The following is a 25,464-nucleotide window of genomic DNA, read 5'->3' as shown; positions in this document are numbered from 1 at the left end:
TGCCGCGACCACCCTGCGCCGACCCACTCGGCGTTGCTGCTCGTTCGCGGCGAGGACGACTGCCGGCACGAGGTCGATGGCAACCAAGATCGCGCTGCGGAACACGGGCATGACGCGAGCGTCCCAGTGCGCCATTCACCCTGCAAGCCCCCCATTATGGGGGCACTGCTCACGCGCTCGGGTCGAAGCTCACAATCGTCGCAAAGTCCGGCCAGGTGTCCCGCCTAGGCTCGACGACCGTGACATCCTGCAGCCCGCGTTCTACGGTCCAGAGGTGCGAGCCCGCCTCCACGTGCAGACGGGGCAGGTCGCCCCGCTCGAGGTACGCCGTCGCCCCGGTGAGGGAGATGGCATCCCAATCCCCGGCATCGTCCCCGGTCGCGAGCGGGCCGGAGGCCGTGAGGATGTCGTAGAACGACGTGAGCACCACGCCATCCCCCTCGATCTCGCGGGTGACGCGGAAGCCGCCCTCGATCTCCGTGACTCGAATGCCCGGTTCGTCGACCACGAGGATTCCCTGCTCGGCGGCAGCGGCGCGCGCCGCGGAGTCATCGCCCGCGGGCGCGAACATGAGGAGGTACGCCACGACCGCGGCGGCGGCCACCGCCGCCATCGACACCCAGATCACCCACAGGCGCGGATGATTGCTCGCCGGCTCCGAGGTGTCACCGCCGGGCGTGAGCCCGCCGATCACCGGATCCTTCGTGGGCGTCGCGCCTTGGTGAGCCGCGGGATACACGCCTGGATACATACTGACCCCCCTGCTAATGGGGCAAACGCTACTCCTGAAGGGCGCGCCCCGCTACTGCTGCTGGACGCGCTCGACCGTGGGGAGGATCGCCTCGAGCTCGGCGCGAGTGGTGCGCTTGCCGTAGGCCGGCGTGTCGCGCTCGACGCGCCACGACTCCGCGAGGGGACCCACGTCCACGGCGTCGTAGCCCAGGCCATCGAGCAGGGCGATCACGTGCGCCTTGGCGGACTCATCGTCACCCGCGATGGGCAGCGCGCGGCGATCCGGAGTGCCGGCGGGCGAGCCATCGGTGGGGATCTGGGCCGCGTAGATGTTGTTGAAGGCCTTCACGACCTTCGCGCTCGGGACGAGGTCCTGCAGGAGCTCGGACGTGGTCTTCTCGTTGGTGTCGAGCGCCTCGATGCGGCCGTCACGCTGCGGGTAGTAGTTGTTGGCGTCGATGACGGTTTTGCCCGCGAGCGCGTCCACAGGCAGGCTCGCGATCTTGCCCAGCGGAATCGCGACCACCACGATGTCGCCGTCCGAGGCGGCCTGCGCCGCGTCGACGGCCTCGGCGCGCGAACCCAACTCGTGGATGAGCGCGGTGAGCGACTCGGGGCCACGCGAGTTCGAGACGAGGACGTCGTAGCCCTTGGCGATGGCCGCGCGAGCGACGTTCGAGCCGATGTGTCCGGCGCCGATGATTCCGATAGTGGTCATGGTGGGCGGAACCTCGCGAGGCGCGTGGGTATTCCTGTGAGGGTGCTCCTGCAGTGGTGTGGCGGAACGATGCGGTGGTTGCCTTGCGTGGATCTTGCTGGGAAGCTGCGGGAGTGATTCAGGACGGCGAGGCCACTCGCGCACGCATCTATGCCGATGTCATGGCAGCGAGCGGTGGCGGTCAAGCACCACTAGCGCGCGACTGGCTTCTCAACTACACGATCGACGGCGAGCGACTTCCCCTTGTCGATTCGCAAGGGCGGGGTATTCGAAACGTCGACGGCTGGGCTCACACACTGTCGATCACGCGCGTCGAGCGCGGGCGCTATCCGAACCGAGAGTCCGAACCAGGTCTCTGGACCTATCCATACTCAGTACGTCGAGACGGCACCATTGATCCGTCGAACAAGAAGCTGAGCCAATCGGTTCGCGATGGCGTCCCGGCGTTGTACTTCTACAAGCCAGTGAGGAACGTGTACCTCGCGATCGGGTCGGTCCTGCCGATCGACGACTTCGTGAACCGGCGCGAGTTTGTTGTGTCACTTCTGGATGGCGATCAACTCATAGGCGGATCGTCCTCGGTCATTGAACGCGCGTGGGCATCGACGGTCGTCGACCGCCGGCTCCACCAGCCACGCTTTCGCGCAATCGTCATGGCGGCCTACGAGTCCAGCTGTTCGATCTGCGGCCTGCCTGAGGCGACGCTCCTCGATGCCGCCCACATTCGCGGAGATAAGGACCCGAACGGTCAACCGGTTGTCGAGAACGGCCTCGCGCTGTGCTCGATCCACCACCGCGCGTACGACAACAAGTACGTCGGAATCGATGAGGACCTGCGCCTTCACGTGCGTCCAGACGTTCTTGAGGTCTCCGACGGTCCTGTGTGGGAGCACGCACTCCAGCGGCTTCCCGGGCAGACGCTCGCCGTCGTCCCCCGCCGACGCAACGACCGGCCCGATCCCTACCGGCTCGGGCTTACGTTCAAGGAGTTTCTCGACGCGGTTCCCAGGTAGTCTCGCTCGCCGTACTCCTGCCAGCCACACCTCGATCGCGCCGATTCGGCATTCCAGCCTCCTCGATCGAGTCGCCTGCGTCGTCCGAAATGGATACGTAGTGCGTCACCGGCAACTGTGCATCCTCGAGCCACCGCGGCACCACAGAGAACGCCGGAACGCCGCGGTGCAGAGGGGTCGGGATTGGGGCCGCTCTCGCCCGTGTACCCCGCGAGCGCGAGCACCACCGCCATCCCAATCGGCACCGCCACCCGTGGACTCACCCCGGCCTCGGCATCGTCCCTGGTGAGAGGCGCGGTTGCGCGCCGGCCAAGTGCGCGCGCGACCGGCGCACCGAGGCGCCTCTCCAGGAGGTGCGCCATGACCACGGCGGGCGCTCACTCGACGGCACCCCGCACGAGCGGTTCGCGGAACCTGCGCCTCGCGTGGTGGTCGCTCGTGCTCTACCCGGTCGCGTTTGTGGGAGCGTTCGTGGTGGGACAGGCCGTGCCCTGGTGGATGGGGTACGACGTCGCCACCACCGCGGCACCGCGGTGGGTGATGGGACTCGCACTCACCGCGGCGCTCGCCACGTTCGCGTGGCCGTTGCTCGTGACCGCACTGTTCAGCCGCCGCGCGGTCGCCGACTCTCAGCCGGGCGCACGCATGCCCGTCCTGGTCGGCGGCATCGTGGTGGGCGGATTCGCCCTCATCAACCTGTTCAGCGGGCTGATGATGCTGATCTTCGAGTGAGAGGCCGCGGCGCACTCGGGCGCAAGCTCAGCCGCAGTAGTCGCAGACCCCCGTGGCCGGAAGCTTGGTGAAGCACGTGCCGCACGCCGCGACCGGGCGGTCGAACTCGACGCGACGGCTCTGCGTGTAGCCGCCCGCGCGCGTGGGCGCGATCGGCAGGTCGACCCAGGCGCTCTTGCCGCCGCGCGGGTGAAGCGCCACGAAGCCGGCGCCGACGAACGCGAGGTCGGGGCCGCCGTCCTCCGCCTCGAGCCCGATGTGCGAGCGAGAGTTCGGGATGTAGGCGCGCGAGAACTTGACGGAGGCCACCGCCGCACGGATCGGCTCGAGGTTCTTGGCGGGCGGATCGAAGTCGGTCAACGCCGCCTCAAACGACTCGAAATAGGTGCGGGACTCGGACTCCAGGGCGGCGTTCATAGGGCCATCATCCGCTGTTTCGCGCGATTGCGCCCAGGACGAAAATGGCGCCCCTGGGGGCGAACGTGTGCATCGGCCGATGCCGGGCTGGCGTCGGCCCTAGTCTGACCCTATGGGGCGCCTCATCATCGAGCAGATTGTCACCGTCGACGGGTTCGCATCGGGCCTGGACGGGAACCTGGATTTCATGGACATGGCCACGGAATTCGACTCGACCGACCATGACCAGCTCGCGATGCTCGAGCACGTCGACGCGATCCTGCTCGGACGCAACACGTACGCGCTCTTCGAGGACTACTGGCCGGGACGCACCGTCGAGGACGACGCCGTCGCCGAGCCCATCAACCGCCTGCCCAAGCACGTGGTGTCGAACACGATGAGCCGCGCCCCGTGGGGACGCTACGACTCCGCGACCGTCGAGAACGGCGAGCCGCGCCTGACCGTGGCGCGGCTCAAGCGCCACTACTCAGGGGACATCGTCGTATGGGGTTCGCTCATGTTGTGCGGCGCCCTGCTCCAGGCCGAGCTCGTCGACCAGGTGCGCCTGCGCATCGTCCCCGTGCTGTTGGGCGAGGGCCGCACCGCAACCCCGGCCTGCGCCACGCCCGCACTCTGCGTCACGTCGACACCCACACGTTCGACACCGGCCACGTCACGCTCGTCTACGACGTCCTGTAGCGGGCGGCGCGCCGCCGCGGCTCGCTCAGTAGCAGTAGTCGCAGCGGCCCGTCGCGGGCAGGTTGGTGAAGCACTCGGGGCACGTGGCGACCACCGGCTCGGCGTTCTTCGATGCCGCGGCAACCTCCGTCGCGACCTCCGCGAAGCCCTTGGCACGCAGCTGGTGCGACGGGAGCTCGACCCACGTGTTCTCGCCGTCGCGCGGGTGCAGCGCGATGTAGCCGTGCGAAATGTACGCGATCGCGGCGCCGCCGCCGCGCGGCTCCAGCGCGATGAAGGCGCGCGACTCGGGGATGTACACGTGCTCGAAGTCGAGGTCGCGGACCACCTCGACGATCTGATCGATGTTCTCGGCCGGGGGCGGAAGTCCGCCAGCGCCGACTCGAAGGACCGGAAATAGGTACGGGGTTCGATGTCCATCGCAACAGTCACCGGAGCATCATTCCGTATCCGCGAGGCGTCCGAGGACACCCGAGGTCCCGGTCGGGTCGGCGCCGCGCGGGGCACGTTCGAGCGCCATGCGGGGACCGTGCGGGCGCCGCTGCTTCGATACATCAGGCGATGTACTATCGGTGTATGACGATCACCGTCGCTGCCCCACTCGAGGCGCTCACGCGCTTCGGACACGCCCTGTCCGACGGCACCCGCGCCAGGATCCTGCTCGCGTTGCGCGACGGGCCCTCCTACCCCGCGGACCTTGCCGAGCGGCTCGAGGTCTCGCGCCAGTCCATGTCGAATCACCTGCGCTGCCTGCGCGGATGCGGTCTGGTCGTGGCCGCTCCGGAGGGCCGACGCACCCGCTACGAACTCGCGGACTCGCGGCTGGGCCACGCCCTCGCCGATCTCGAACAGGTGGTGCTCGCGGTCGACCCCGCGCACTGCGATGCCACCGACGCAAGGAGCGCGCTCGCATGACCACTCACGCCCACCCGGTGATCTCGGCCGCCCGGCGCGCCACACTCTCGCGGCGCATCCGCATCCTCGTGAGCTTCACCATCGCCTACAACGTCGTCGAGGCGACGGTCGCACTTTGGGCGGGTGCCGCGGCGGGATCCAGCGCGCTCATCGGCTTCGGGCTCGACTCGGTCATCGAGGTGTCCTCGGCGGTGGCGGTGGCCTGGCAGTTCGCCGGACCGCGCCCCGAGGAGCGCGAGCGCATCGCGCTCAAGGTGATCGCGGCATCGTTCTTTGGGCTGGCCGCATTCGTCACGTTCGACGCCGTCACCGGCCTCGTCGAGGGCCACGCGCCCGAGCACTCCGGCGTCGGCATCGCGGTCGCCGTGGCGAGCCTGCTCATCATGCCCACGGTGTCGCTCATTCAGCGCCGCACGGGCCACGAGATGGGCTCGCACTCGGCGGTCGCGGACTCGAAGCAGACGCTGCTGTGCACGTACATGTCGGCCGCGCTCCTCGTGGGGCTGCTGGCGAACTCGGTGCTGGGCTGGTGGTGGGCGGACTACGCCGCCGCGCTCGTGATCGCGGGGCTCGCGGTGCGCGAGGGCATCGAGGCGTGGAACGGCGACTCGTGCTGCTCCGCCGAGGTCCTCTTCGAGCGCGACGGGGACTGAACCTCGACGGGCGCCCCGGCGACGGCACTTCTACAGCAAACCTTCATCCGGTAGGCGTCCTATCTTGACCCGCAATCTGGACCATGGAGACCGGCGCCGACATCCGGCGCCACGCTGGCGGCCCGCGCGGCCGCGCCCCGCAAAGGAGGGTCCGATGCTGCCGTGGTGCGGGCCGATGGATCTCGCGGGTTGGCTGATCATCGCCGCCACGTGGAGCGCCATCGTCGGTCTCGCGGTGTGGGCGGTGCTGCTGCTCTTCCCAGTGCGACGCTCGTCGCGCCCGCGTCGCGAGCCCAACGGCCCGCGCGCTACCGAGGCACCATCGACCGCCGTCAGCTGGCCGGCGCCACCACCGGAAGCGTGACCTCGAAGCGCGCGCCCTCGCCCGGTCCCACGCTGTGGGCACTCACCCGGCCGCCGTGCGCCTCGACGAGCGCACGCGTGATGGCGAGCCCCACCCCCGAGCCACCATGCTCACGGTCGCGAGCCGAGTCCGCGCGATAGAAGCGCTCGAACACGTGCGGCAGGTGCTCCGCCGCGATTCCCGTGCCGGTGTCCGTGACCGAAAGCACCACGTGACCCGGGTGGTCGCCCCGCACCGCGGCGAGCGCGACACGGCCGTCGCGTGGCGTGTGACGCAGCGCATTGTCGACGAGATTGCCGAGCACCTGCGCCATCCGGTCGGGGTCCACGGTGATCCGTGGTAGCCCCGGCTCGACGTCGAGCACCAGGTCCACGCCCGCCTGCGCGGCGCGATCGCGGGCCGCGAGGAGCGCCTGCTCGAGCAGGTCGCCCGGCTCCGTCTGTGTGACATCGAGCGTCAGCGCGCCGCTCTCTGCGCGCGTCACCGACGCCAGGTCCTCGCTGAGTCGGACCAGGCGGTTCCCCTGCGCACGCAGCACCTCGACCGTCGCAGGGGTCAGCTGGGCCACCCCGTCCTCGAGCGCCTCGAGCGCCAGATTGATGGTCGCCACCGGGGTGCGCAATTCATGCGCGACATCGGAGATCAGCCGCCCACGGAGCCGCTCCGACTCGTCGAGGCGGTCCGCCATGCGGTTGAACGCGTCCGTGAGCGCGGTGAACTCCGCGCCCATATCCGGACTCTCGACCCTGACACCCACCGCGCCCTGGGCGATGCGGTGCGCCGCAGTGGCCACCGACGCGAGCGAGCGACCGATGCGCCTGGTGAGCACCACGCTCACGGCGAAGGCCGCCGCCGCACCCAGGGTGAGGGACAGCGCAAGAGCGACCGCGCTCGCGGTGCGGAACGCGAGCTCGGCATGCTCGACCGCGGCGTCGGGGTCGTCCACCTGAGAGGCGAGCAGGTGCGCGTGGAAGATCGACGGTCCGATCGCGCCCGCGACCAGCCATGCGGTCAGCGCCGCCGTCGCCAGCACCAGCCCGATCGCGACGAGGAGGCGGGGGCGAGCCCGCCTCGGGTGATGGCGCCGCGCGTCACTCGCCGGTGCCGATCCGGTATCCCACGCCGCGCACGGTGCGGACATACCGCTGCTGCTCCGCGCTGTCACCCAGCTTCTGCCGCACGTGGAGCACGTGGACGTCCACCAGGTGCTCGTCGCCGACCCATCCACCTCCCCACACCGCCTCCAACAGCAGGGCACGGGTCATGACATGCGCCGGGCGGACGGCGAGGGCGGCAAGGACATCGAACTCGGTGCGCGTGAGCCGGACCAGGTCGCCGCCGACGCGCGCCTCGCGAGCCCCGAGATCGATCTCCAGATCACCGACGGTCACCACGCGCTCGTCGGTGGCCGGGCCCGCCGCCGCGCGGGGGCGCCGCAGCATGGCCCGCACCCGCGCGACGAGCTCACGAGGGCTGAAGGGCTTGGTCATGTAGTCGTCCGCACCGACCGACAGCCCCACGAGCGTGTCGAGCTCGTCGGCCCGAGCCGTCAGCATCACCACGTAGCTGTCCGAGAAGGTTCGCAGCTGGCGGCACACCTCCAGGCCATCGATTCCGGGAAGGCCCAGGTCTAGGACCACCACGTCCGGATCGAAGGCACGGGCGCTCGCGAGCGCGGTCTCGCCGTCGCCCGCGCGCTCGACCTCGAAGCCGTCGCGGGAGAGGTAGCCGGCGACGAGGTCGGCCAGCACCGGCTCGTCGTCGACGACGAGGGCCCGCAGGTGCGTGGGTGCTGATGCCGTCATGCGCACCATTGTCGCGGAACCGCCACGCGTCCCGCGACCCCGGCGGCGCCAACCTTCATCGAACGTTGACCAAACGCCCGGCATCCGCACGGGGCGGCGCCACCACGATGGCCGCATGCGACCCATCCTCTTTTCCATCCTTGGTCTCGACGTCCAGACGTACGGAGTCAGCAAGGCCGCCGCGGCAATCGTGGCGGCGTACGTCCTCGCGCGTGCGTTCCGGCGCCACGGCCTCGCGAGGGACGATGCGTATGGCCTGGTGACGTGGGCGACGGTGTGGGGATTCGTGGGCGCCAAGATCTACTTCATCCTCGAGCGGCTGCCCGATGTCACGCCGCATGACCTGGGCGGCTCGGGGTTCACCTGGTACGGCGGCTTGCTGGGCGGCACCGCCGCCGCCCTCATCATGATTCGACGGCGTCACCTGCCGTTCGGCGTGGTCGTCGACGCGACGGCCGTGCCGCTCAGCCTGGCTTACGCGATCGGCCGAGCGGGATGCTGGTTCTCGGGAGACGGCACGTACGGCAAGCCGACCACACTGCCATGGGGCATGAAGGTGACGGCCGGGATGCTGCCCAGCGATGTCGCCGTGCATCCGACGCCGCTCTACGAGGCGGGCGCCGCCCTCATCATCGCCGCCCTCCTCTGGGCCCTGAGCCGCCGCGCGATCCCACCATTCACGGTCTTCGCCGCGTACCTGGTCCTCAGCGGGGTCGCCCGGTTCGGCGTAGAGCTGCTCCGGACCAACCCGCCCGCGTGGTGGGGCCTCACCCAACCGCAACTGTGGTCGGTCGTGAGCGTCGCGGCGGGCATCGCGCTGGCCACCCACGCGTTGCGAAGGACGCGACCGCGCGAGCACGCTCACGCCCGCGACTCTTCATCGAATGTTCACGAAACGCCAGTCGATCCTGCGGTGGCCCGCGCGCACACTGGCGGCGTCCCAACACCGTGAGGAGAACCGCCTTGCCTTCCGCCCCGTCGCATCGCACGCAGATCACGATCGTTCACAGCCCCGCGTGCCACTTCTGCGAGGACGCCGCCGCGGCGCTCGACGATTTCGCCTCGCGCTACCCGCTCGAGATCACCACCGTCGAACTCGAGTCCCCCGCCGGCGCCGCGCTGGTGGCCCGGCACCGCCCGGCCATGAATCCCCTTGTCGTCGTGGACGGCGAGTTCTTCAGCTCGGGCCGCCTGCCGCGCAAGAAGTTGGCGAGGCTGCTCGAGCGGCACACGGACGCCGCGGTCGCCGTCGCCGAGGCGCGCTGACATGGGCTCCGAGCTTCTCGCGACCGGAAGCATCGTCGCGGCGTTCTTCGCGGGCGGTGTGGCGCTCTTCGCGCCGTGCTGCATCGTCTTCCTGGCCCCGAGCTACCTCGCGGGGGCCGTCAAGAACCGCCGCTGGCGGCTCCTGCCCCTCACCTTCATCTTCGCCGCAGGTCTCGCCGTGGTGCTGGTGCCCATCACGCTGGGCATGAGCCTGCTCTCCGGCGCGATCGCCAAGTATCATGCGCCGCTGTACTGGGCGGGCGGACTGCTCATGATCGCGCTCGCGGGACTCGCGATCTCGGGACGCATGTGGTCGTTGCCGTCGTTCCTGCGCGCGCCGGACACCAGCCGCGGCGACAGCGCCAGCTTCTTCGCCCTCGGCGTCTTCTCGGGAATCGCGTCGAGCTGCTGCGCGCCGGTGCTCGCCGGAGTGATGACGCTGTCGGTGCTGTCCGGATCTGCCGCAGGGGGCCTGGTGCTTGGCCTCGCCTATGTGTTCGGGATGGTGTTCCCACTGTTCATCATGGCGTTGGTGTGGGACAAGGCGCGCCTCGGGGAGAAGCGGTTCCTCCGTGCCCGCCCGGTCCGCCTGACCGTCGCCGGGCGCACGCTCGTGACCAACACCGTCAACGTGGTGGTCGCGGTCGCCTTCGTCGTCATGGGCGCCTTCATCATCTCGCTCGCGGGTTCGCCCGGCATGACCGGCGGCACCGCCGCACAGGCATGGGCCTCCGACGCGCTGACGCGGGTCTTCGGGACCGTGCAGGACGCCCTGAGCCCCATCCCCGAGCCCGTCCAGGCTGCCGCGCTCATCGCGGTCGCTGCGGTGTTCGTGTGGGGCACGATCGCGGACCGTCGCACGCCCTGGCGCAGGACCGCCGAGCGGAAGGCCGACTTCGCGCCGGCGGCGCCCATCCCAGCCCCAGCATCGTCCCCAACTGACCAACGCGATAACGCCGTGCACACCGCGCCGCCCGCCACCGACAAGGAGTGACCCATGACGTCAGGATCCACGACGCGACTCAACAAGGAGCGCGACAGGCTGCTCACGCAGACCGGCTCCGCGCGTGAGCGTGAGCAGCGGCGGCGCACGCTGCGGGTGCGGCTGGCGTGGCTCGGCGCGCTCGTCCTGATCGCCGGGCTCGTGACGGCGGCCCTGCTGTCCGCGCGTCCCGAGACCGGGACCGGCGCCGATCAGGCGACGCCGTTCACGCTGCCGCTGAGCGACGGCGGCGAGGTGTCGCTCGCCGACTACGCGGGTAGCCCGGTGCTGCTCTACTTCAACGAGGGAGCGGGCTGCGATTCGTGCCTCATGCAGATGGCGGCGATCGAGCAGAACCCCGACTTCGCGGCAGCGGGCATCGCGGTGCTTCCGATCGTGATGAACACCGCGGAGCAGATCAACGCCGACCGCGACCGTCTCGACGTGCAGGCACCGTTCGCCCTCGACGACGGCGTGGTGTCGGACGCATACGGCACGCTCGGCACCGGCATGCACGCCGGTCTGCCCGGGCACGGGTTCGTCCTCATCGATGCCGACGGTGTCCAGCGGTGGTACGGCAACTACCCCTCGATGTGGGTCGACCCGGCCGAGCTCCTCGAGATCGTGAACGCCAAGCTCGCCTGAGCCGGCGTCGCGTGTCAGCCGGCCTCGACCACGCCCATCATTCCGAGGTCCTCGTGATCGAGGATGTGGCAGTGATACACGGTGACGCCAGCGAAGCGGTCGAACGCGATCCTCACCGTCACCGTGGCGCCGGCCGGCACGTCCACCACGTCCCGGACGTCGACGACTCCGGGAGTCGCGTCCATCACCTGCATCGGCCACGTATGGAGATGGAAAGGGTGATGCATGGGCGAGGCGTTCTCGAGCACCCACTCCTCGACGGTCCCGAGCGACACGTCCTGGTCTACGCGGTCAGCGTCGAATGGCCTGCCGTCGAAATCGAAGGTCATGGCGGCCATGCTGGACATGCCGCCCGTCATCCGAATGATCCGGCGACGGACGACGGGCGCGTCGCGCAGGTCACGGCGGGGGCGCGACGTACGGGGCGCGACGGGGCGCGACGCACCGCCGGGGCCGAGCGTGAGCACCGTGGCATCCGCGGGCGTCGCACCCATCCCGCCCATGCCGCCCATGCCGCCCATGCCGCCCATGCCGCCGCCATGAAGCGCGTAGGCGCGGGCGACGAGGTCGACGGGCTCGGCGGGGACCTCCATCTCCAGGTCCACGCGTCCGCCGGGCACGACCAGGACGCGGCGCGTCTCGACGGCCGGCTCGAAGGCGCCTCCGTCACGTCCGCGCACCCGGACCGTACGCCCGCCGAGGTCGAGGTCGAGGTACCGCGTCGCGCACGCGTTGATGACCAGCACCCGTTCGACCCCGCCGGGCCCGCCGGTGAGCAAGGGCGCGACGAGGCCGTTGGTGAGGAGCGTGTCGCCCACCCGCCCGTCCCCGCTCGCCGCGGCGTTCGGCTGGGCGACCTCCCCGCGCACGATGGTGGTGTCCGAGACGACCGCGATCCGCGGAGCGGCTGCGGACCAGTCGTCGCTGTCGACGACGATCGCTCCGTAGAGCCCCCGAACACCTGCGCGGCCACGAGGCCGTGGCGGTGCGGGTGGTACCAGAACACGCCGGAGGGGTGATCGGCGGGGATGGAGAGCTCGTAGTCGAACGCCTGTCCCGGCGCGATCTCGATCATCGGGTTGTCGCTCGCGCCCGCAGGCGAAACCTCGAGCCCGTGGGTGTGGAGATTCGTGGGCTCGTCGAGCTCATTGACGAGCCGGACCCGCAGGGTGTCCCCTGGCCGCACGTGAAGGGTGGGGCCCGGCACGGTGCCGTTGTAGGTGAGCATCCGGGCCGCGCCTCCCGCGACCTCAACGGGCGCCGCCGCGACGCGCAACTCGCACGCGAGCAACCCGCCGCTCGATTCCAGGACCGCTGGCTCGGACCACGGGGCCCCACCCGCGGCATCGTCCCCCCGCTGGGTTTTCTCAGGGACGCCTCCGCCCGCGGCCAAACCGGCCACACCCAGCGCGATCGACCCCGCGCCGCACGCCCCGATGGCGATCGCGGTGCGCCGCGAGACGCGAACGGTCACGGGCCCTCCAGGACCCTCAGTCGCTCGGTGAACTCCTCGGCATCGATCTCGCCACGCGCGAAGCGCTGCTCGAGGATAAGCCGCGGGCTGGGTCCGGGCTGCGCCGATCGGCGCGGCGGCTCGGCAACCTCGCGCACCTGAGCGCGAACGCCATCGCGGCCATTCCGATCCCGGGGCTGCCCGGCGAGCTGCACCACCGCGAAGATCAGTGCCGCGACCCCCGCGATGACCAGGACCCACAGCAACACCATGCCGGCGCCGCCGCCCATCATTCCGCCGTATCCATTGCCCCACATGATGACCTCCGCGTCTCGTCCGCGCGTGCGGCGAACGTCTCCCTCCAGTGTGCCCCCGGGGGCATGGTGCACGCGTCGAGAAGCGATGAAGAGTCCGTGAAGATTGCGTCGCTACAGCGGGTGCAGGAGCCTGCGGACGAACTGGCGCGTGCGGTCGTGTTGGGGGTGGCGTAGCACCTGGTCGGGAGGGCCCTCCTCGAGCACCCGACCCCCGTCGACAAAAGCCACCCGGTGTGCGACCTCGCGCGCGAACTGCAGTTCGTGCGTGACCACCACCATGGTCCAGCCCTCCGCGGCCAGGTCCCGCATCAACCCGAGGACGTCTCCCACGAGCTCGGGGTCGAGAGCGGAGGTGGGTTCGTCGAACAGCAGCACGTCGGGCCGTAGCGCGAGCGCGCGGAGAATCCCGACGCGCTGCTGCTGCCCGCCGGAGAGCTCATGCGGGTATGCCCCCGCGCGATCCGCGAGTCCCACCCTGTCGAGCAGCGCCAGCGCCTCCGCGTTGACCTCGGCGCGCGGGCGCCGCTGCACCACCACGGGTCCCTCGACGATGTTCTCGAGCACGGTGCGGTGCGGGAACAGGTGGTAGTGCTGGAACACCATGGCCGAACGGTCGCGCAACGCGCGCAGCTCCCGCGCGGGTGGTCGGGTCGCGAAGTCGACCGAAGTGTGCCCGATGCTCACGCGGCCCGAGTCGGGCACCTCGAGACCATTGAGGCACCGCAACAGCGTGGTCTTACCGGACCCGGAGGCCCCGATCACGGCGAGCACCTCGCCGCGGGCGACGCTCACGTCGACCGAGCGCAGCACCTCGACGTCCCCGAAGCTCTTGGACACGCCTGCCGCGGTGAGTAGGGACGATGCCCGCGCGCCGGTGGGGTCCGGGGTGGCACCCGGCGGGGTATCAGTGGGCGACATATCGATCCAATCGCTTCTCGAGTGAGCCCTGGCCTCCGGCCAGGGCCAGGCAGATCACCCAGTACACGAGCGCCGCCTCGACGTAGAGCACCATGAACTCCTGGCTGAAGGCCGCGATCTGTTGCGCCTCACGGAACAGCTCCGTGACGAGGATGAGCGACGCCAGCGAGGTGTCCTTCACCAGGGAGATGAAGGTGTTCGACAGCGGCGGCACCGCCACCCGCGACGCCTGGGGAAGGATGACCCGCCGCAGCGACGTGGGCCTCGACATGCCGATCATGTAGGCCGCCTCCCACTGGCCCTTGGGGACGGAGAGGATGGCGGCTCGCACCACCTCGGCCGCGTAGCCGCCCACGTTGAGCGAGAACGCGATGATCGCGCTGGGCCACGGGTCGATTGTGAGTCCGAGCGACGGCAACCCATAGAACACCACGAACAGCTGGACCAGCAGCGGCGTGCCACGGATCACGGACACATAGAGCCCCGCGACCGCGGCCACGGCGCGGTTGCCATACAGCCGCATGAGCGCGACCGCCACCGCGAGCACCATGCCCGCGGCGAACGACACCAGCGCGAGCGGGATGGTGCCTCGGATCGCCCCGCTCAGGAGAGGGCCGAGCGATCCGAGGACCAGATCCCAGTCGATGCCGGTCACGAGGCGGGTGCCACCGACACGTCCTCGCCGAAGAACTCGGTCGAGATGTCCGCGAGGGTGCCGTCGGCAGCCAGGGTGGCCAGGGCATCGTCCACCGCCGCGGCGAGCGCGTCGCTACCCTGCGCGAACGCGAAGGCGCTCCGCGACACGTCGTCGGTCTGCGCCGCGACCACCAGGCCGGTCGCGCCGGTCTGCACCTGGTAGTCGAGGAACGTGAGGCGATCGTTGATGGTGGCGTCGACGCGGCCCTGTTCCACCAGCGTGGCGGCCTGGGCCCAGCCCTCGACCGCCTCGATGACTGCGCCGGACTGCTCGGCGAGCACGTACCAGTTCGACGTGAGCGACTGGGCCGTGGTCCGGCCCTCGAGGTCCGCGAAGGAGGCGATGTCGGTAGTGGACTCGGCGACCACGATCACGCCCGGCGAGTACGTGTACGGGGAGGAGAACGTGTAGCTCTCCTCGCGGTCCGGGGTGATGGAGACCTGGTTGGCGATCACGTCGAAGCGACCCGCCTCGAGACCGGCGAAGATCGCGTCCCACTGGGTCTCCTCGAAACGAACCTCGACGCCCAGCTCCTCGGCGACCGCGCGAATCACCTCGACGTCATAGCCGGTGAGGTCGCCCGAGCCGTCCTCGTGGTAGCTGAACGGGCGGTACGTGCCCTCGGTGCCGACCACGAGCTCGCCGGCCTCGAGGACGTTCGCGAGCGAGTCGTCGGTCGAGGCGGACGCGGTCGCGGTGGGCGATGCGGTCGCGACCGGGTCGCCGGCACCGGTAGAGCACGCGGCGAGCAGGGCGGACGATCCGAGGACGGTGGCGGTAAGGACAAATCGGCGCTTCATGGGTGAGCCTTTCGTGAGGGTACGGCCGGGGGAGGCGACCGTGCGAGGGCCGCGCGGCGCGCGGCGGATGCCGGGTGGCGGGTGGGGAGTACCGGGGGACGCCAGCATGTGCGTGGGCACGATGCCGCGGCGAGGTGGCGGGCGATACCGCCTGGCTGTCGAGGGGTCCGCTAGAGCGCGGAGGGCTCGATCAACAGCGGTGCGAGGGCGCCCCACAACACGACGACATGCGGCGGCCATGGGGCGCGGGCATGAGCATCATGGGGGTGGCGTGCATGGGGATGAGGTTAGCCCACGGATCCCGCGACCCGTCACGCGCCGGCGATCTTCATCAAACCTTCATGGTCTGGCGACGGCAGGTTGACTGTCCGATGTGAGGATGAAGACCCCTGCACGAGTCCGCCCTCGGGCGCGACAACCCCGACCCGGCGGCGCCCGAGGCACCGCACGACAAGGAGAGATCCATGGCACGCACGGCTCGCATCACCGTCCTGGTCTCCGGTGCCACCGCGCTGGCGCTCACGCTCGCGGGCTGCGCCTCCTCCGCCGAGCCTGGCACACCTCGCGTGACGATCACGGCATCGGCGCCAGCGGCCACCACCCATAACGCCGCCGACACCGAGTTCGCTCAGATGATGATCGTGCACCACGAAGGCGCGGTCGAAATGGCCGACCTGGTGGTCACACGTGCGGCGACCGAGCAGGTTCGCACGCTCGGTCAACGGATCAGCGCCGCCCAGGGACCCGAGATCGCGACCATGGAGTCGTGGCTTGCGGCATGGGGCGAGGACCTGCCGGACGCCGCCGAGCACGGCGCGATGGATCACGCAGGCATGGACATGAACGGCATGGATCAGGGCGAGGCCATGGCGGCGCTCGACGCACTTGACGGCGAGGCCTTTGATCGGCTCTTCCTCGAGCTCATGATCGACCACCATCGCGGCGCGGTCGAGATGTCGACCATTCAGGTGGCCGAGGGCGAGAACACCGGCGCGATCGAACTCGCTCGCGACATCATCGCCGCCCAGCAGTCCGAGATCGCGGAGATGGAGGAGCTCCTCGCCGAATCCGCCCTGTAGCCGCGGCGCCGGACCGCCCGCCCGGACCTACCGCGGGTCGCGGTACTTCCACATCGTGAGCGAGCCGAACACGGCCACGAGTCCCGCCGCCCACACGAGCGTGGTGACGAGCTCCGCGCCTACCTCGGTGCCGTTCATGAAGCCGCGCACCGCGGTGACCAGGTCGGACACGGGGTTGACGTTGACCCACGCCTGCAGCCAGCCGGGCATCGTGGAGGGGTCCACGAAGATGTTCGATCCGAACAGCAGCGGCATGAGCACAAAACTCGCGACGCCCATGATCGAGCCCGGGGTGCGCAGCAGCATCGAGAGGAAGGTCCAGATCCACCCGAGCGAGAACGCGAACACGAGCAGCAAGGCGACGCCCGCGACCACGCCAGCGACACCGCCGGCGGGACGCCATCCGATCGCGAGACACACGATCGCGGTGACGATCGACGCGACGGTGAACCGCACGGCGTCTCCCAACAGCATTCCGACCAGCGCGGACGGCCTCCAGATGGGCAGCGACCGGAAGCGGTCGAAGACGCCCTTGTCGATGTCGGTGCGCAGCGTCGTGCCCGTGTACATCGTGATGAACAGCACCGACTGGACCAGGACGCCCGGTGCGATGTAGGCGATGTACTCCTCGACCGAGCCCGCGATCGCGCCACCGAACAGGTACGTGAAAAGGAGCGTCATGATGATCGGGAACACCGTGACGTCGAAGAGCTGCTCGGGCACGTGCTTGATCTTGAGCAGTGCGCGCCACCCGAAGGTGACGGAGGTCGACACGGCGGAGGGTCGCGCCGGGCGAGTCGCCCCCGTGAGAGCCGAGGCGATGGCCTCGACCTTGGGAGCGGGCGCCTCCCCTGAGGCGCGGTCTGCGAAGCGGTCTGAGTGCTCATGCCGCCTCCTCCTCTGCGGGTGTGTCGTCCGACTCGGCATGATGGCCCGTCAGCGCGAGGAAGACCTCGTCGAGAGTGGGCTGCCCGAGCGAGAACTGTGCGAGCCCGATGCGCGCGTCCTCGAGTGCGGTGAGCGCGCGCGTCACGCCCGAACGGTCCTCGAGCCCGGCCACGAGCGCCTGCGGATCGTGCGTGGTGTCGAAGTCGACCCCGAGCTCGCGCACCAGGATCGCGCGCGCCGCGTCGCGCTCATCGCGGTGCATGACGCGCACGTGCAGGGTGCCGGACCCCACGGAGGCCTTGAGTTCGCTCGAGGTGCCCTCCGCGATGATCCGCCCCTGGTCGATCACGGAGATGCGGTCCGCGAGTTGGTCGGCCTCGTCGAGGTACTGCGTGGTGAGCATCACGGTGGTGCCGTGCGCGACCAGCGCACGAATGATGTCCCACACCTCATTGCGCGCACGCGGGTCGAGTCCCGTGGTGGGCTCGTCGAGGAACAGCAACTCGGGACTCACCACCAGCGACGCAGCAATGTCGATGCGCCTGCGCATGCCTCCGCTGTACTTCTTGACCTGCCGGTCCGCAGCATCGGCCAACCCGAACGCCTCGAGCAACTGATCCGCGCGGCCCGCGCCCGCCGCGCCGCGATACCCGTACAGGCGCGCGATGAGCCGCAGGTTCTCCTTGCCCGTGAGGTCCTCGTCAACCGACGCGAACTGCCCCGTGAGGCTCACACGCGAGCGCACCTCATCGGCCTGCCTCTCGACGTCGTAGCCCAACACGCGAGCGCGACCCTCGTCCGGCCGGATGAGCGTGGCGAGCATGCGAATCGCCGTGGTTTTGCCTGCGCCGTTGGGCCCCAGAAAGCCGTGCACACCTCCGCGAGCGATCGCGAGATCGATCCCGTCGACCGCCCGCTGCTTGCCGTAGATCTTCGCGAGACCCTCGGTCTCGATTGCCAGGTCCGTCATGAATACTCCCCCGGCGCCACCGGGGACGTAGCGCCTCCGTCAGGCTACGCCCGAGGTCCGACAACGTGAAGGGTCACGGCCGCATCCTCGGGCCTCTCCACCACCGCACGATCGCGCGCGCGTGACCCACGGCATCGTCCATCCAGGGCTGATGGCCCTGACCAGGGAGGATGCGCACGGTCGAGCCGGGTGCGTGCGCCGCCCACGCGCGCACCCTCGCGGGAGAGGAGAACGGATCGCGGTCGCCCACGAGCCACAGCGAGGGCGCACGCACTTCCTCGAGCGTCTCGCGACCCGGCGCCCAGCCCGCCCGCAGACCGCGCCAGGACGCGGCGAGGCGGATGAGCGCGAGCTCGTGCGCATACGTGTCCGTGTGGCGCGCGACGGCGACGCGCCACGCGAGATCCGGCCCGGCGAGCCCGCCGCGCGAGAGCAGCCGCGCGTGGCCCATGGCGCGAAAGGAGCGGCGGAGATCGGCCTCCGTCACGCGGCGGCGAGTGACCGCGCGTGCCACCGGTCGCAGGGACGATGCCCGCAGTGGGGCGGGCAGCCGGGCGCCGGCGAGGAGCGGCGCGCCTTCGAGGACGAGCGTGCGCACGAGCTCGGGGCGACGTGCCGCGAGCGTCAGGGCCGCCGCTCCCCCGGCGGAGCTGCCGACGACATCCGCGGGGCCGGCGGAGTGGGCCTCGATGACCGCGGCGAGGGCCGCGGTGGTGGCGTCGAAGAGCTCCCCGAGGTGGCCGGCGGCGGGTCGAGGGGGTCGCTGAGCCCGCAGCCGGGGCGGTCGACCACCAGCACCCGCAGCCCGGACAGCGGACCGCTCGCGAGCGCTCCCGCGAGCGGCACGAGCGAGGCTCCCGCGGTGGGACTACCGTGGATGAACAGCACCGGGCGGCCCTCCCCGCGCGCGAGCACCCGGATGCGCCCGCGGGGGTGGTCGACCCAGTGCTCGGTCGGACTCGGGAGTTCATGCCGCTCCCAGACGGCCGCCTCCGCGGCCCTGTAGCGGGCATCGTCCCTCATCCCGGGCCTATCGCGAGAAGGTGCCCACGGTGCGCGCCTGCCCGATCACGGCATCCGCGTAGCGCGCGAGGAACTCCGCGCGGGTGGGCTCGCCCTCGACCGGGCGGGAGAGCGCGTAGACCCAGAAGTAGTAGCGATGCACGCCGTGGCCGGGCGGAGGGAAGGCGCCCACGTAGCCGACGCCGGAGTCGTCCTGGGGCCCGGACCTTCCCAGCGCGACCGCGATCTCGCCCTCGATGGGCGGCAGTCCGTACAGCGTCCAGTGGGTGAAGCCGTGCGGGAGCGGGGCGTCGGGGTCGTGGCACACGAGCGCGAGCTCGACGGACCCCTCGGGCACCCCCTCGACGCTCATGCGGGGCGCGAGCGCGCCGTCCTGCCCCGCGAAGGTGTCCGGGATGCGGGTGCCGTCGGGGATGTCGGGGCTGGTCAGCGTGAAGTCGGAGGCGGGCATGAGTTCAGCATGACGCAGGCGGGGTCGCCGCGCGCGGGGAGTACTCAGTGTCCCGCAGCCCGCGAGACTCGCGACGGAGGAGTACTGAGTGTCCCGAACGGTGGCCGGGGGCGGGGCTCGGTGGGGCGCGGGTGGGGTTAGGCGTGGCCGCCGGGGGCGAGGACTTCTGCTGCGAGTAGATCGACTCGATGAGGTCCTTGAAGTTCTCCATGACCACGGCCCGGCGAATCTTGAGCGAGGCCGTGATCTCCTCGCGGGCCTCGGTGAACTCGCGGGGAAGGATGCGGAACTCGCGGATGGCCTCGGCGCGCGAGACGTGATCGTTGGCCGTGGCGATCGCGCGGCTGATGAGCTCGCGCACGCGCTCGTGTGTCGAGGCGGTCGCGACGTCCATCTCGGGCAGGTCGTGAGCGGCGAGCCAGCTGGGCAACAGCACCGGGTCGAGCGTCACGACGGCGGACACGAAGTGGCGGCCGTCGCCGATCACCACGGAGTCCTGAATCGCGGGGTGCGAGCGGATCGAGTCCTCGAGGATCGCGGGCTGGATGTTCTTGCCCGAGGACAGCACCAGGATCTCCTTCTTGCGACCCGTGATGGTGAGGTTGCCGTCGTGGATCTCTCCCAGGTCGCCCGTCGCGAACCAGTCGCCGCGCATCACCTGAGCGGTCTCCTCGGGTGCGTTCCAGTAGCCCGAGAACAGGTTGACGCCCCTGACCAGGATCTCGCCGTCCTCGTCGAGCTTCACCTCGCAGCCCGCGAGCGGGTGGCCGACGGTGCCCATGACCTGGCCGGTGCTGGGGGTTCCCATGTGCGCTGCGGTGGTCTCCGTGAGTCCGTAGCCCTGCATCACGGTGACGCCCAGTCCGCGGAAGAAGTGGCCGATGCTCGCGTTGAGCTTGGCTCCGCCCGCGAGCACGTAGCCCAGCTGCCCACCCATGAGCGCGCGGATCTTCTTGAGCACCAGCGCGTCGGCAATCCGGAAGCGCACCTTCAGCCCGAGCGACGGTCCGCCGGTCTCGAGCGCCATCGAAGACTCGCGCGCGACCTTGGCCGACCAGCGGAAGATCCGCTTCTTGAGGCCGGTCTGGGCGGCGTCCGCGCGGTTGTAGATCGTCTCGAGCACGCGCGGGACCAGCGGCATCCACGTGGGCCGGAAGCTCGCGAGGTCGGCGGCGAGCGTCTTATGGTTCGGGGTGTAGCCAATCACGGCGCCCGAGGACAGCGCGAGCACCATCGCGTAGCGCGCGAAGACATGCGCGAGGGGAAGGAAGAGCAGCACCCTCGTGTCGCCCTGCACGAACGCGCCGAACTCGGAGTCGAGCTCGACGTTCTTCGCGTGCTCGACCAGGTTGCGGTGGGTGAGCATCGCGCCCTTGGGCCGGCCCGTGGTGCCCGAGGTGTAGATGATGGTCGCGAGGTCGGTGAGCACCACGTCCGCGGTGCGGGCGTCGAGGTCGGCGTCGGAGACGCCGTCACCGGAGGCGGCGAGCGCGTCGAGGCCTTCGGCGGTGAGCGCGACCACCCGGGGAGCCTTGTCGAGGCCCGCGAGCATGGCGCGCAGGTCCTCGGTCTCCGCCGCGACCAGGGACAGCCCCGCGTCCTCGACGATCCACGCGCACTGCTTCGCCGACGACGACGGGTAGATGGGCACGACGATGCCCCCGGCGGCGAGCACCGCGAAGTCCATCACGGACCACTCGATGCGGGTGTCGCCCATGATGCCCACACGGTCGCCCGCGGCCACGCCGGACGCGATGAGGCCCTTCGCCACGGCGCGCACCCGATCCCTGAACTCGGCGAGCGACACGGGGACCCATGCCCCGGCATCGTCCTTCACCTCGGCGAAGGGACCGCTGGGGTTCGCCGCGACGCGAGAGTCGAGCATCGCGGTGAGGTTCATCGCGGGGTCGATGCTGGCGAGCCCCGGTGCTGCCATGTGGTTCTGGGTCATGCTCAATCTTAACCTACGCGCCCGTAGGTTACGCATGCGTAGGCGTGCGACGCGCCGGGCCAGGCCGGGCCGTCGACGCGTCAGAGAACCCGGTGCATCCAGCCGTAGGGATCCTCGGCGCGGCCGTACTGGATCGCGGTGAGGCGCTCGCGCACCGCGGCCGTCACGGGGCCCGGCTGGCCGTCGCCGACCGTCACGTCGAAGTCTGTCGAGGCCATGCGCCCGACCGGGGTGACGATCGCCGCGGTGCCGCACGCGAACACCTCGGTGATCTCGCCGTCCTCGATCCCCTGACGCAGCTCCGCGAGCGTGATGTCTCGCTCGACCACCTTGAGGTCCTGGTCCTCGAGCAGCCTGATGACGCTCGAACGGGTCACTCCCTCGAGGATGTTGCCGTTGATGATCGGGGTGAGCACCGTGCCGTCCGCGCGGACGGCGAACACGTTCATGCCGCCCAGCTCCTCGAGCACGGATCCCGTCGCGGCGTCGAGGTACAGCACCTGGTCGAAGCCGCGCTCGTACGCGGCCATCTGCGGGCGCAGCGACGCGGCGTAGTTGCCGCCGCACTTGGCCGCGCCGGTGCCACCCGGGCCCGCGCGGTGATAGTCGCGCTCGACCCAGATCGACACGGGCTTGATGCCGCCGGGGAAGTACGGCCCCGAGGGGGATGCGATGAGCAGGTAGTCGACGCGCTTGGGCGCGCGCAGTCCGAGGAACACGTCGGTGCCGATGAGGAAGGGGCGCAGGTAGAGCGACGTCTCGGGGGCGTCGGGCACCCACGCGTGCTCGAGCTCGACGAGCGCGCGGATCGAGGCCATGAAGTCGTCGACGCTCAGCTCCGGCAGCGCCATGCGCCATGCGGAGCGCTGGAGGCGCTCGGCGTTCGCGTGCGGACGGAACAGCCGGATGCTGCCGTCGGCCCACCGGTACGCCTTCAGGCCCTCGAAGACCTCCTGCGCGTAGTGCAGCACGGAGGCGGCGGGGTCCATCGGAATGGGGCCGTAGGGCTCGATGCGGCGGTCGTGCCAGCCCTCGTCGGCGGTCCACGTCACGCGCGCCATGTGGTCGGTGAACTGCAGCCCGAAGGCGAGGTCGCGTAGCTTCTCCGCGCGCTCGGCGTCCGTGGCCGCGTGGGGATTGCGGACGACGCGGAAGGCCTCGCCGGTGGACGATGCGATGGTGTCAGTCACTTCTGGGCCTTCCTTGGTCTTGGCATGGGGTGAGTCCTGCGAGGTGCTGAGTGCTCAGAATCGGCGGATTCGCGCACTCAGCACCTCACAGGGCGTCCTAGAGGGGATGGGTCCTAGGCGCGGATGCGGGCGGCGAGGGCGTCGCCGACCTCGGCCGTCGAGCGAACCAGCCCGGACTCGGCCTTGGCCGCGGCATCGGCCGCGACCGCCGCCTCGACCTTGGCCGCGAGCTCGCCGTGGCCCAGGAAGTCCAGCATCATCGCGACCGACAGCACGGTGGCGGACGGGTCCGCCTTCTGCTGACCGGCGATGTCGGGGGCCGAGCCGTGGACCGGCTCGAACATCGACGGTCCGGTCTTGTCGGGGTTGACGTTGCCCGAGGCCGCGAGCCCGATGCCGCCGGAGACCGCGGCCGCCTGGTCCGTGAGGATGTCGCCGAACAGGTTGTCCGTGACGATCACGTCGAAGCGCGAGGGGTCCGTGGTCATGACGATCGTCGCGGCGTCGATGTGCAGGTAGTCCCACGTGACGTCGGGGAACTCCGGCGCGACCGCCTCGACCGTGCGGCGCCACAGGTGACCCGCGTGCACGAGCACGTTGTGCTTGTGCACCAGGGTCACGTGCTTGCGGTCGCGACCCGCCGCGACGGAGAACGCGTAGCGGACCACGCGCTCGACGCCGTGACGGGTGTTGACGGAGACCTCGGTCGCGATCTCGTGGGGGGTGTCGACGCGCAGCGCGCCGCCGTTGCCCACGTACGGACCCTCGGTGCCCTCGCGCACCACCACGAAGTCGATCTCGCCCGGCTCACGCAGCGGCGACACCTCCCCGGGGTACAGGCGCGACGGACGCAGGTTGACGTACTGGTCGAGCGCGAAGCGCAACTTGAGCAGCAGCCCGCGCTCAAGCACGCCCGACGGCACCGTGGGGTCGCCGATCGCGCCCAGCAGGATGACGTCGTGGCCCTTGATCGCCTCGAGGTCGGCGTCCGTCAGGGTCTCCCCCGTCGCGTGCCAGCGCTTGGCACCCAGGTCGAACTCGGTGGTCTCGAACACGATTCCGGTGCCCTCGGTCGCGGCGGCGAGGCACTTGAGCCCCTCCGCGACAACCTCCGGGCCGATCCCGTCGCCCGCGACCACCGCGAGGCGGTAGGTGGTCTCGGTCATCGGGCCGCCGAGCCGTCCACGTAGTCCTTGTCCTGCGCGGCGCCGGACCACGAGAACAGGGCGCGGAGCTCCTTGCCGGTGGTCTCGATGGGGTGCGACTCCTCCTTGGCGCGCAGCTCCTTGAACTCGACGGCGCCGTTGTCCTGGTCGTCGATGAAGCGCTTGGCAAACGCGCCGGACTGGATGTCGGCGAGCACGGCCTTCATGTTCTCCTTGACCTCCGGGGTGATGATGCGGGGGCCGGAGACGTAGTCGCCGTACTCGGCGGTGTCGGAGATCGACCAGCGCTGCTTGGCGATGCCGCCCTCCCACATGAGGTCCACGATCAGCTTGAGCTCGTGCAGGACCTCGAAGTACGCGATCTCGGGCTGGTAGCCGGCCTCGGTCAGCACCTCGAAGCCGTACTGCACCAGGTGCGACGTGCCACCGCAGAGCACGGCCTGCTCGCCGAAGAGGTCCGTCTCGGTCTCCTCGGTGAACGTGGTCTTGATGACGCCTGCGCGCGTGCCACCGATCGCCGAGGCGTAGGACAGCGCGGTCGCCCACGCCGAGCCCGACTCGTCGTGCTCGACGGCGATGATGTCCGGGATGCCGCGGCCCGCGACGTACTCGCGACGCACGGTGTGGCCGGGTGCCTTGGGGGCGATGAGGATGACGTCGACGCCCTCGGGGGTCTCGATGTAGCCGAAGCGGATGTTGAAGCCGTGCGCGAACGCGAGGGTCTTGCCCGGCGCGAGGTGCGGCTTGATCTCGTCGTTGTAGATGCCGCGCTGGTGCTGGTCCGGCGCGAGGATCATGATGAGGTCGGCCCACTGCGTGGCGTCGGCGACGCTGAGGACCGTGAAGCCGTCCTCCTCCGCCTTCGCGACCGACTTCGAGCCGTCGCGGAGCGCGACGCGCACCTCGACGCCCGAGTCGCGCAGGTTCTGCGCGTGAGCGTGGCCCTGCGAGCCGTAGCCCACGACCGCGACCTTCTTGCCCTGGATGATCGAGAGGTCTGCGTCCTTCTCGTAGAACAGCTCAGCCATGCTGGGATCTCCTTCAGTTGATTGTCGAACGTAAGTGAAGACGGGGGTGAGGGACGATGCTCGGGCGGGCCGGGCATCGTCCCTCAGGACATCAGGCGGAGGCCACCCGATCGAGCGCACGCTCCGTGATCGAGCGGCCGCCACGGCCGATCGCGACCGTGCCGGACTGGACGATCTCGCGGACGTCGTGGGGCGCGAGCGCAGCGAGCAGCGCCTCGAGCTTCTCGGGCGCGCCCACCGCCTCGATGACGAGCGAGTCGGGAGCAACGTCGACGACGTGGGCGCGGAACAGGTCGACCACCTGGAGGACGTCGGTGCGCTGGCGCGAGTCCGCGCGCACCTTGACCAGCAGCAGGTCGCGCTGGACCGAGCGGTCCTGCTCGAGCTCGACGATCTTGAGCACGTGCACCAGCTTGTTGAGCTGCTTGGTGACCTGCTCGAGCGGGAGGGCGTCCACGTCGACCACGACGGTGATGCGAGAGATCTCCGGGTGCTCCGTCTGGCCCACCGCGAGCGAGTGAATGTTGAACGCGCGGCGCGAGAACAGGCCCGCGACGCGCGCGAGCACGCCCGGCTTGTTCTCGACCAGCACGGACAGGGTGTGCTTCGTCAT

31 protein-coding genes and 1 pseudogene are annotated in these 25,464 nt (G+C 70.2%); 11 read left to right on the top strand and 21 right to left on the bottom strand.

Annotated features, from left to right (window positions below; genetic code table 11):
• Positions 1–169: 169 nt before the first annotated feature.
• Both QUE44_RS01120 and QUE44_RS01115 read right to left on the bottom strand, forming a co-directional pair.
• Positions 170–694, bottom strand: a complete 525-nt coding sequence (locus QUE44_RS01120; RefSeq protein WP_286215416.1) for a hypothetical protein — start codon at positions 692–694, stop codon at positions 170–172.
• A gap of 108 nt (positions 695–802) precedes the next feature.
• On the bottom strand, positions 803–1,504 hold the full coding sequence (locus QUE44_RS01115) for an NADPH-dependent F420 reductase (protein ID WP_486304399.1): 702 nt from the start codon (positions 1,502–1,504) through the stop codon (positions 803–805).
• A gap of 59 nt (positions 1,505–1,563) precedes the next feature.
• On the opposite strand from QUE44_RS01115, the gene QUE44_RS01110 reads away from it, so the two are divergent.
• Both QUE44_RS01110 and QUE44_RS01105 read left to right on the top strand, forming a co-directional pair.
• Positions 1,564–2,463, top strand: a complete 900-nt coding sequence (locus QUE44_RS01110) for an HNH endonuclease (protein ID WP_286215414.1) — start codon at positions 1,564–1,566, stop codon at positions 2,461–2,463.
• A 360-nt stretch (positions 2,464–2,823) separates the two neighbouring features.
• Entirely contained in the window at positions 2,824–3,195 is a 372-nt protein-coding gene (locus tag QUE44_RS01105) for a hypothetical protein (protein ID WP_286215413.1), read from the top strand.
• Positions 3,196–3,222: 27 nt separating this feature from the next.
• On the opposite strand, the gene QUE44_RS01100 is transcribed toward QUE44_RS01105, so the two are convergent.
• Positions 3,223–3,612 (bottom strand): hypothetical protein, encoded by a 390-nt coding sequence (locus tag QUE44_RS01100; RefSeq protein WP_286215412.1) that lies wholly within the window; start codon positions 3,610–3,612, stop codon positions 3,223–3,225.
• Between the two features lie 112 nt (positions 3,613–3,724).
• Between QUE44_RS01100 and QUE44_RS01095 the strand changes: the two genes are divergently transcribed.
• The 3 genes from QUE44_RS01095 to QUE44_RS01085 all read left to right on the top strand — a co-directional run bounded on the left by QUE44_RS01095 (position 3,725) and on the right by QUE44_RS01085 (position 5,858).
• Positions 3,725–4,690: a dihydrofolate reductase family protein gene (locus QUE44_RS01095; RefSeq protein ID WP_286215411.1), complete on the top strand. Its 966-nt coding sequence runs from the start codon at positions 3,725–3,727 to the stop codon at positions 4,688–4,690.
• Positions 4,691–4,866: 176 nt separating this feature from the next.
• Positions 4,867–5,205, top strand: a complete 339-nt coding sequence (locus QUE44_RS01090; RefSeq protein ID WP_286215410.1) for an ArsR/SmtB family transcription factor — start codon at positions 4,867–4,869, stop codon at positions 5,203–5,205.
• Positions 5,202–5,858, top strand: coding sequence for a cation efflux transmembrane domain-containing protein (locus tag QUE44_RS01085; protein ID WP_286215409.1), 657 nt, complete (start codon positions 5,202–5,204; stop codon positions 5,856–5,858). The genes QUE44_RS01090 and QUE44_RS01085 overlap by 4 nt, the downstream gene beginning before the upstream one ends.
• A gap of 332 nt (positions 5,859–6,190) precedes the next feature.
• Here the strand turns inward: QUE44_RS01085 and QUE44_RS01080 are convergent, their stop codons facing one another.
• Complete coding sequence (locus QUE44_RS01080) at positions 6,191–7,255, bottom strand: sensor histidine kinase (protein WP_286215408.1); 1,065 nt, start codon at positions 7,253–7,255, stop codon at positions 6,191–6,193.
• Positions 7,256–7,313: 58 nt separating this feature from the next.
• On the bottom strand, positions 7,314–8,036 hold the full coding sequence (locus QUE44_RS01075; protein WP_425558002.1) for a response regulator transcription factor: 723 nt from the start codon (positions 8,034–8,036) through the stop codon (positions 7,314–7,316).
• 106 nt (positions 8,037–8,142) lie between these two features.
• Here QUE44_RS01075 and QUE44_RS01070 point away from each other — a divergent pair, with 106 nt between their 5' ends.
• The 4 genes from QUE44_RS01070 to QUE44_RS01055 are packed head-to-tail and all read left to right on the top strand — an operon-like array spanning position 8,143 to position 10,920.
• Positions 8,143–8,979 (top strand): prolipoprotein diacylglyceryl transferase, encoded by an 837-nt coding sequence (locus tag QUE44_RS01070; RefSeq protein ID WP_286215406.1) that lies wholly within the window; start codon positions 8,143–8,145, stop codon positions 8,977–8,979.
• An 11-nt stretch (positions 8,980–8,990) separates the two neighbouring features.
• Positions 8,991–9,293: a glutaredoxin gene (locus QUE44_RS01065; RefSeq protein ID WP_286215405.1), complete on the top strand. Its 303-nt coding sequence runs from the start codon at positions 8,991–8,993 to the stop codon at positions 9,291–9,293.
• Position 9,294: 1 nt separating this feature from the next.
• Positions 9,295–10,287: a cytochrome c biogenesis CcdA family protein gene (locus tag QUE44_RS01060; protein WP_286215404.1), complete on the top strand. Its 993-nt coding sequence runs from the start codon at positions 9,295–9,297 to the stop codon at positions 10,285–10,287.
• 3 nt (positions 10,288–10,290) lie between these two features.
• The gene (locus tag QUE44_RS01055; RefSeq protein ID WP_286215403.1) at positions 10,291–10,920 is read left to right on the top strand and encodes a peroxiredoxin family protein; all 630 of its coding nucleotides are present in this window, start codon (positions 10,291–10,293) and stop codon (positions 10,918–10,920) included.
• Positions 10,921–10,934: 14 nt separating this feature from the next.
• Here the strand turns inward: QUE44_RS01055 and QUE44_RS01050 are convergent, their stop codons facing one another.
• The gene (locus QUE44_RS01050; protein ID WP_286215402.1) at positions 10,935–11,738 is read right to left on the bottom strand and encodes a multicopper oxidase family protein; all 804 of its coding nucleotides are present in this window, start codon (positions 11,736–11,738) and stop codon (positions 10,935–10,937) included.
• On the opposite strand from QUE44_RS01050, the gene QUE44_RS01045 reads away from it, so the two are divergent.
• On the top strand, positions 11,728–11,868 hold the full coding sequence (locus QUE44_RS01045) for a hypothetical protein (protein ID WP_286215401.1): 141 nt from the start codon (positions 11,728–11,730) through the stop codon (positions 11,866–11,868). The two genes, QUE44_RS01050 and QUE44_RS01045, sit on opposite strands and share 11 nt — an antisense overlap.
• Before the next feature lie 64 nt (positions 11,869–11,932).
• Here QUE44_RS01045 and QUE44_RS01040 read toward each other — a convergent pair.
• The 5 genes and pseudogenes from QUE44_RS01040 to QUE44_RS01020 form a co-directional block, all read right to left on the bottom strand.
• Positions 11,933–12,148, bottom strand: a pseudogene (locus QUE44_RS01040) (multicopper oxidase domain-containing protein); the annotation flags it as partial.
• Positions 12,149–12,390: 242 nt separating this feature from the next.
• Positions 12,391–12,690 (bottom strand): SHOCT domain-containing protein, encoded by a 300-nt coding sequence (locus QUE44_RS01035; protein ID WP_286215400.1) that lies wholly within the window; start codon positions 12,688–12,690, stop codon positions 12,391–12,393.
• Between the two features lie 111 nt (positions 12,691–12,801).
• Entirely contained in the window at positions 12,802–13,608 is an 807-nt protein-coding gene (locus QUE44_RS01030; protein ID WP_286215399.1) for an amino acid ABC transporter ATP-binding protein, read from the bottom strand.
• Positions 13,595–14,254, bottom strand: a complete 660-nt coding sequence (locus tag QUE44_RS01025) for an amino acid ABC transporter permease (protein ID WP_286216797.1) — start codon at positions 14,252–14,254, stop codon at positions 13,595–13,597. The genes QUE44_RS01030 and QUE44_RS01025 overlap by 14 nt, the downstream gene beginning before the upstream one ends.
• A gap of 5 nt (positions 14,255–14,259) precedes the next feature.
• The gene (locus QUE44_RS01020) at positions 14,260–15,105 is read right to left on the bottom strand and encodes a transporter substrate-binding domain-containing protein (protein WP_286215398.1); all 846 of its coding nucleotides are present in this window, start codon (positions 15,103–15,105) and stop codon (positions 14,260–14,262) included.
• A gap of 464 nt (positions 15,106–15,569) precedes the next feature.
• On the opposite strand from QUE44_RS01020, the gene QUE44_RS01015 reads away from it, so the two are divergent.
• Positions 15,570–16,184: a DUF305 domain-containing protein gene (locus QUE44_RS01015; RefSeq protein WP_286215397.1), complete on the top strand. Its 615-nt coding sequence runs from the start codon at positions 15,570–15,572 to the stop codon at positions 16,182–16,184.
• Between the two features lie 27 nt (positions 16,185–16,211).
• On the opposite strand, the gene QUE44_RS01010 is transcribed toward QUE44_RS01015, so the two are convergent.
• The 10 genes from QUE44_RS01010 to ilvN form a co-directional block, all read right to left on the bottom strand.
• Positions 16,212–16,958: an ABC transporter permease gene (locus tag QUE44_RS01010; RefSeq protein WP_286215396.1), complete on the bottom strand. Its 747-nt coding sequence runs from the start codon at positions 16,956–16,958 to the stop codon at positions 16,212–16,214.
• A gap of 109 nt (positions 16,959–17,067) precedes the next feature.
• Entirely contained in the window at positions 17,068–18,042 is a 975-nt protein-coding gene (locus QUE44_RS01005; RefSeq protein ID WP_286215395.1) for an ATP-binding cassette domain-containing protein, read from the bottom strand.
• A 73-nt stretch (positions 18,043–18,115) separates the two neighbouring features.
• A complete protein-coding gene (locus QUE44_RS01000) occupies positions 18,116–18,733 on the bottom strand; it encodes an alpha/beta fold hydrolase (protein ID WP_286216796.1) in 618 nt (205 codons plus the stop codon).
• Positions 18,667–19,065: an alpha/beta fold hydrolase gene (locus QUE44_RS00995; protein WP_286215394.1), complete on the bottom strand. Its 399-nt coding sequence runs from the start codon at positions 19,063–19,065 to the stop codon at positions 18,667–18,669. Before QUE44_RS00995 ends, QUE44_RS01000 begins: the two co-directional genes overlap by 67 nt.
• Positions 19,066–19,072: 7 nt before the next feature.
• Entirely contained in the window at positions 19,073–19,516 is a 444-nt protein-coding gene (locus QUE44_RS00990; protein ID WP_286215393.1) for a YbhB/YbcL family Raf kinase inhibitor-like protein, read from the bottom strand.
• 4 nt (positions 19,517–19,520) lie between these two features.
• Positions 19,521–21,467: an AMP-dependent synthetase/ligase gene (locus tag QUE44_RS00985; protein WP_286215392.1), complete on the bottom strand. Its 1,947-nt coding sequence runs from the start codon at positions 21,465–21,467 to the stop codon at positions 19,521–19,523.
• Positions 21,468–21,547: 80 nt separating this feature from the next.
• Entirely contained in the window at positions 21,548–22,657 is a 1,110-nt protein-coding gene (locus tag QUE44_RS00980; protein ID WP_286215391.1) for a branched-chain amino acid aminotransferase, read from the bottom strand.
• 113 nt (positions 22,658–22,770) lie between these two features.
• Positions 22,771–23,823 carry a 3-isopropylmalate dehydrogenase gene (locus QUE44_RS00975; RefSeq protein ID WP_286215390.1) on the bottom strand — a complete coding sequence of 351 codons (1,053 nt, stop codon included), beginning with the start codon at positions 23,821–23,823 and terminating at the stop codon, positions 22,771–22,773.
• Entirely contained in the window at positions 23,820–24,971 is a 1,152-nt protein-coding gene (gene ilvC / locus QUE44_RS00970; RefSeq protein WP_286215389.1) for a ketol-acid reductoisomerase, read from the bottom strand. Before ilvC ends, QUE44_RS00975 begins: the two co-directional genes overlap by 4 nt.
• Entirely contained in the window at positions 24,943–25,464 is a 522-nt protein-coding gene (gene ilvN / locus QUE44_RS00965) for an acetolactate synthase small subunit (protein WP_286215388.1), read from the bottom strand. Before ilvN ends, ilvC begins: the two co-directional genes overlap by 29 nt.

The sequence above is a fragment of the Demequina sediminis genome (genome assembly GCF_030296675.1).
Lineage (GTDB): Bacteria > Actinomycetota > Actinomycetes > Actinomycetales > Demequinaceae > Demequina > Demequina sediminis.
This window is presented reverse-complemented; position numbering and strand designations above follow the sequence as displayed.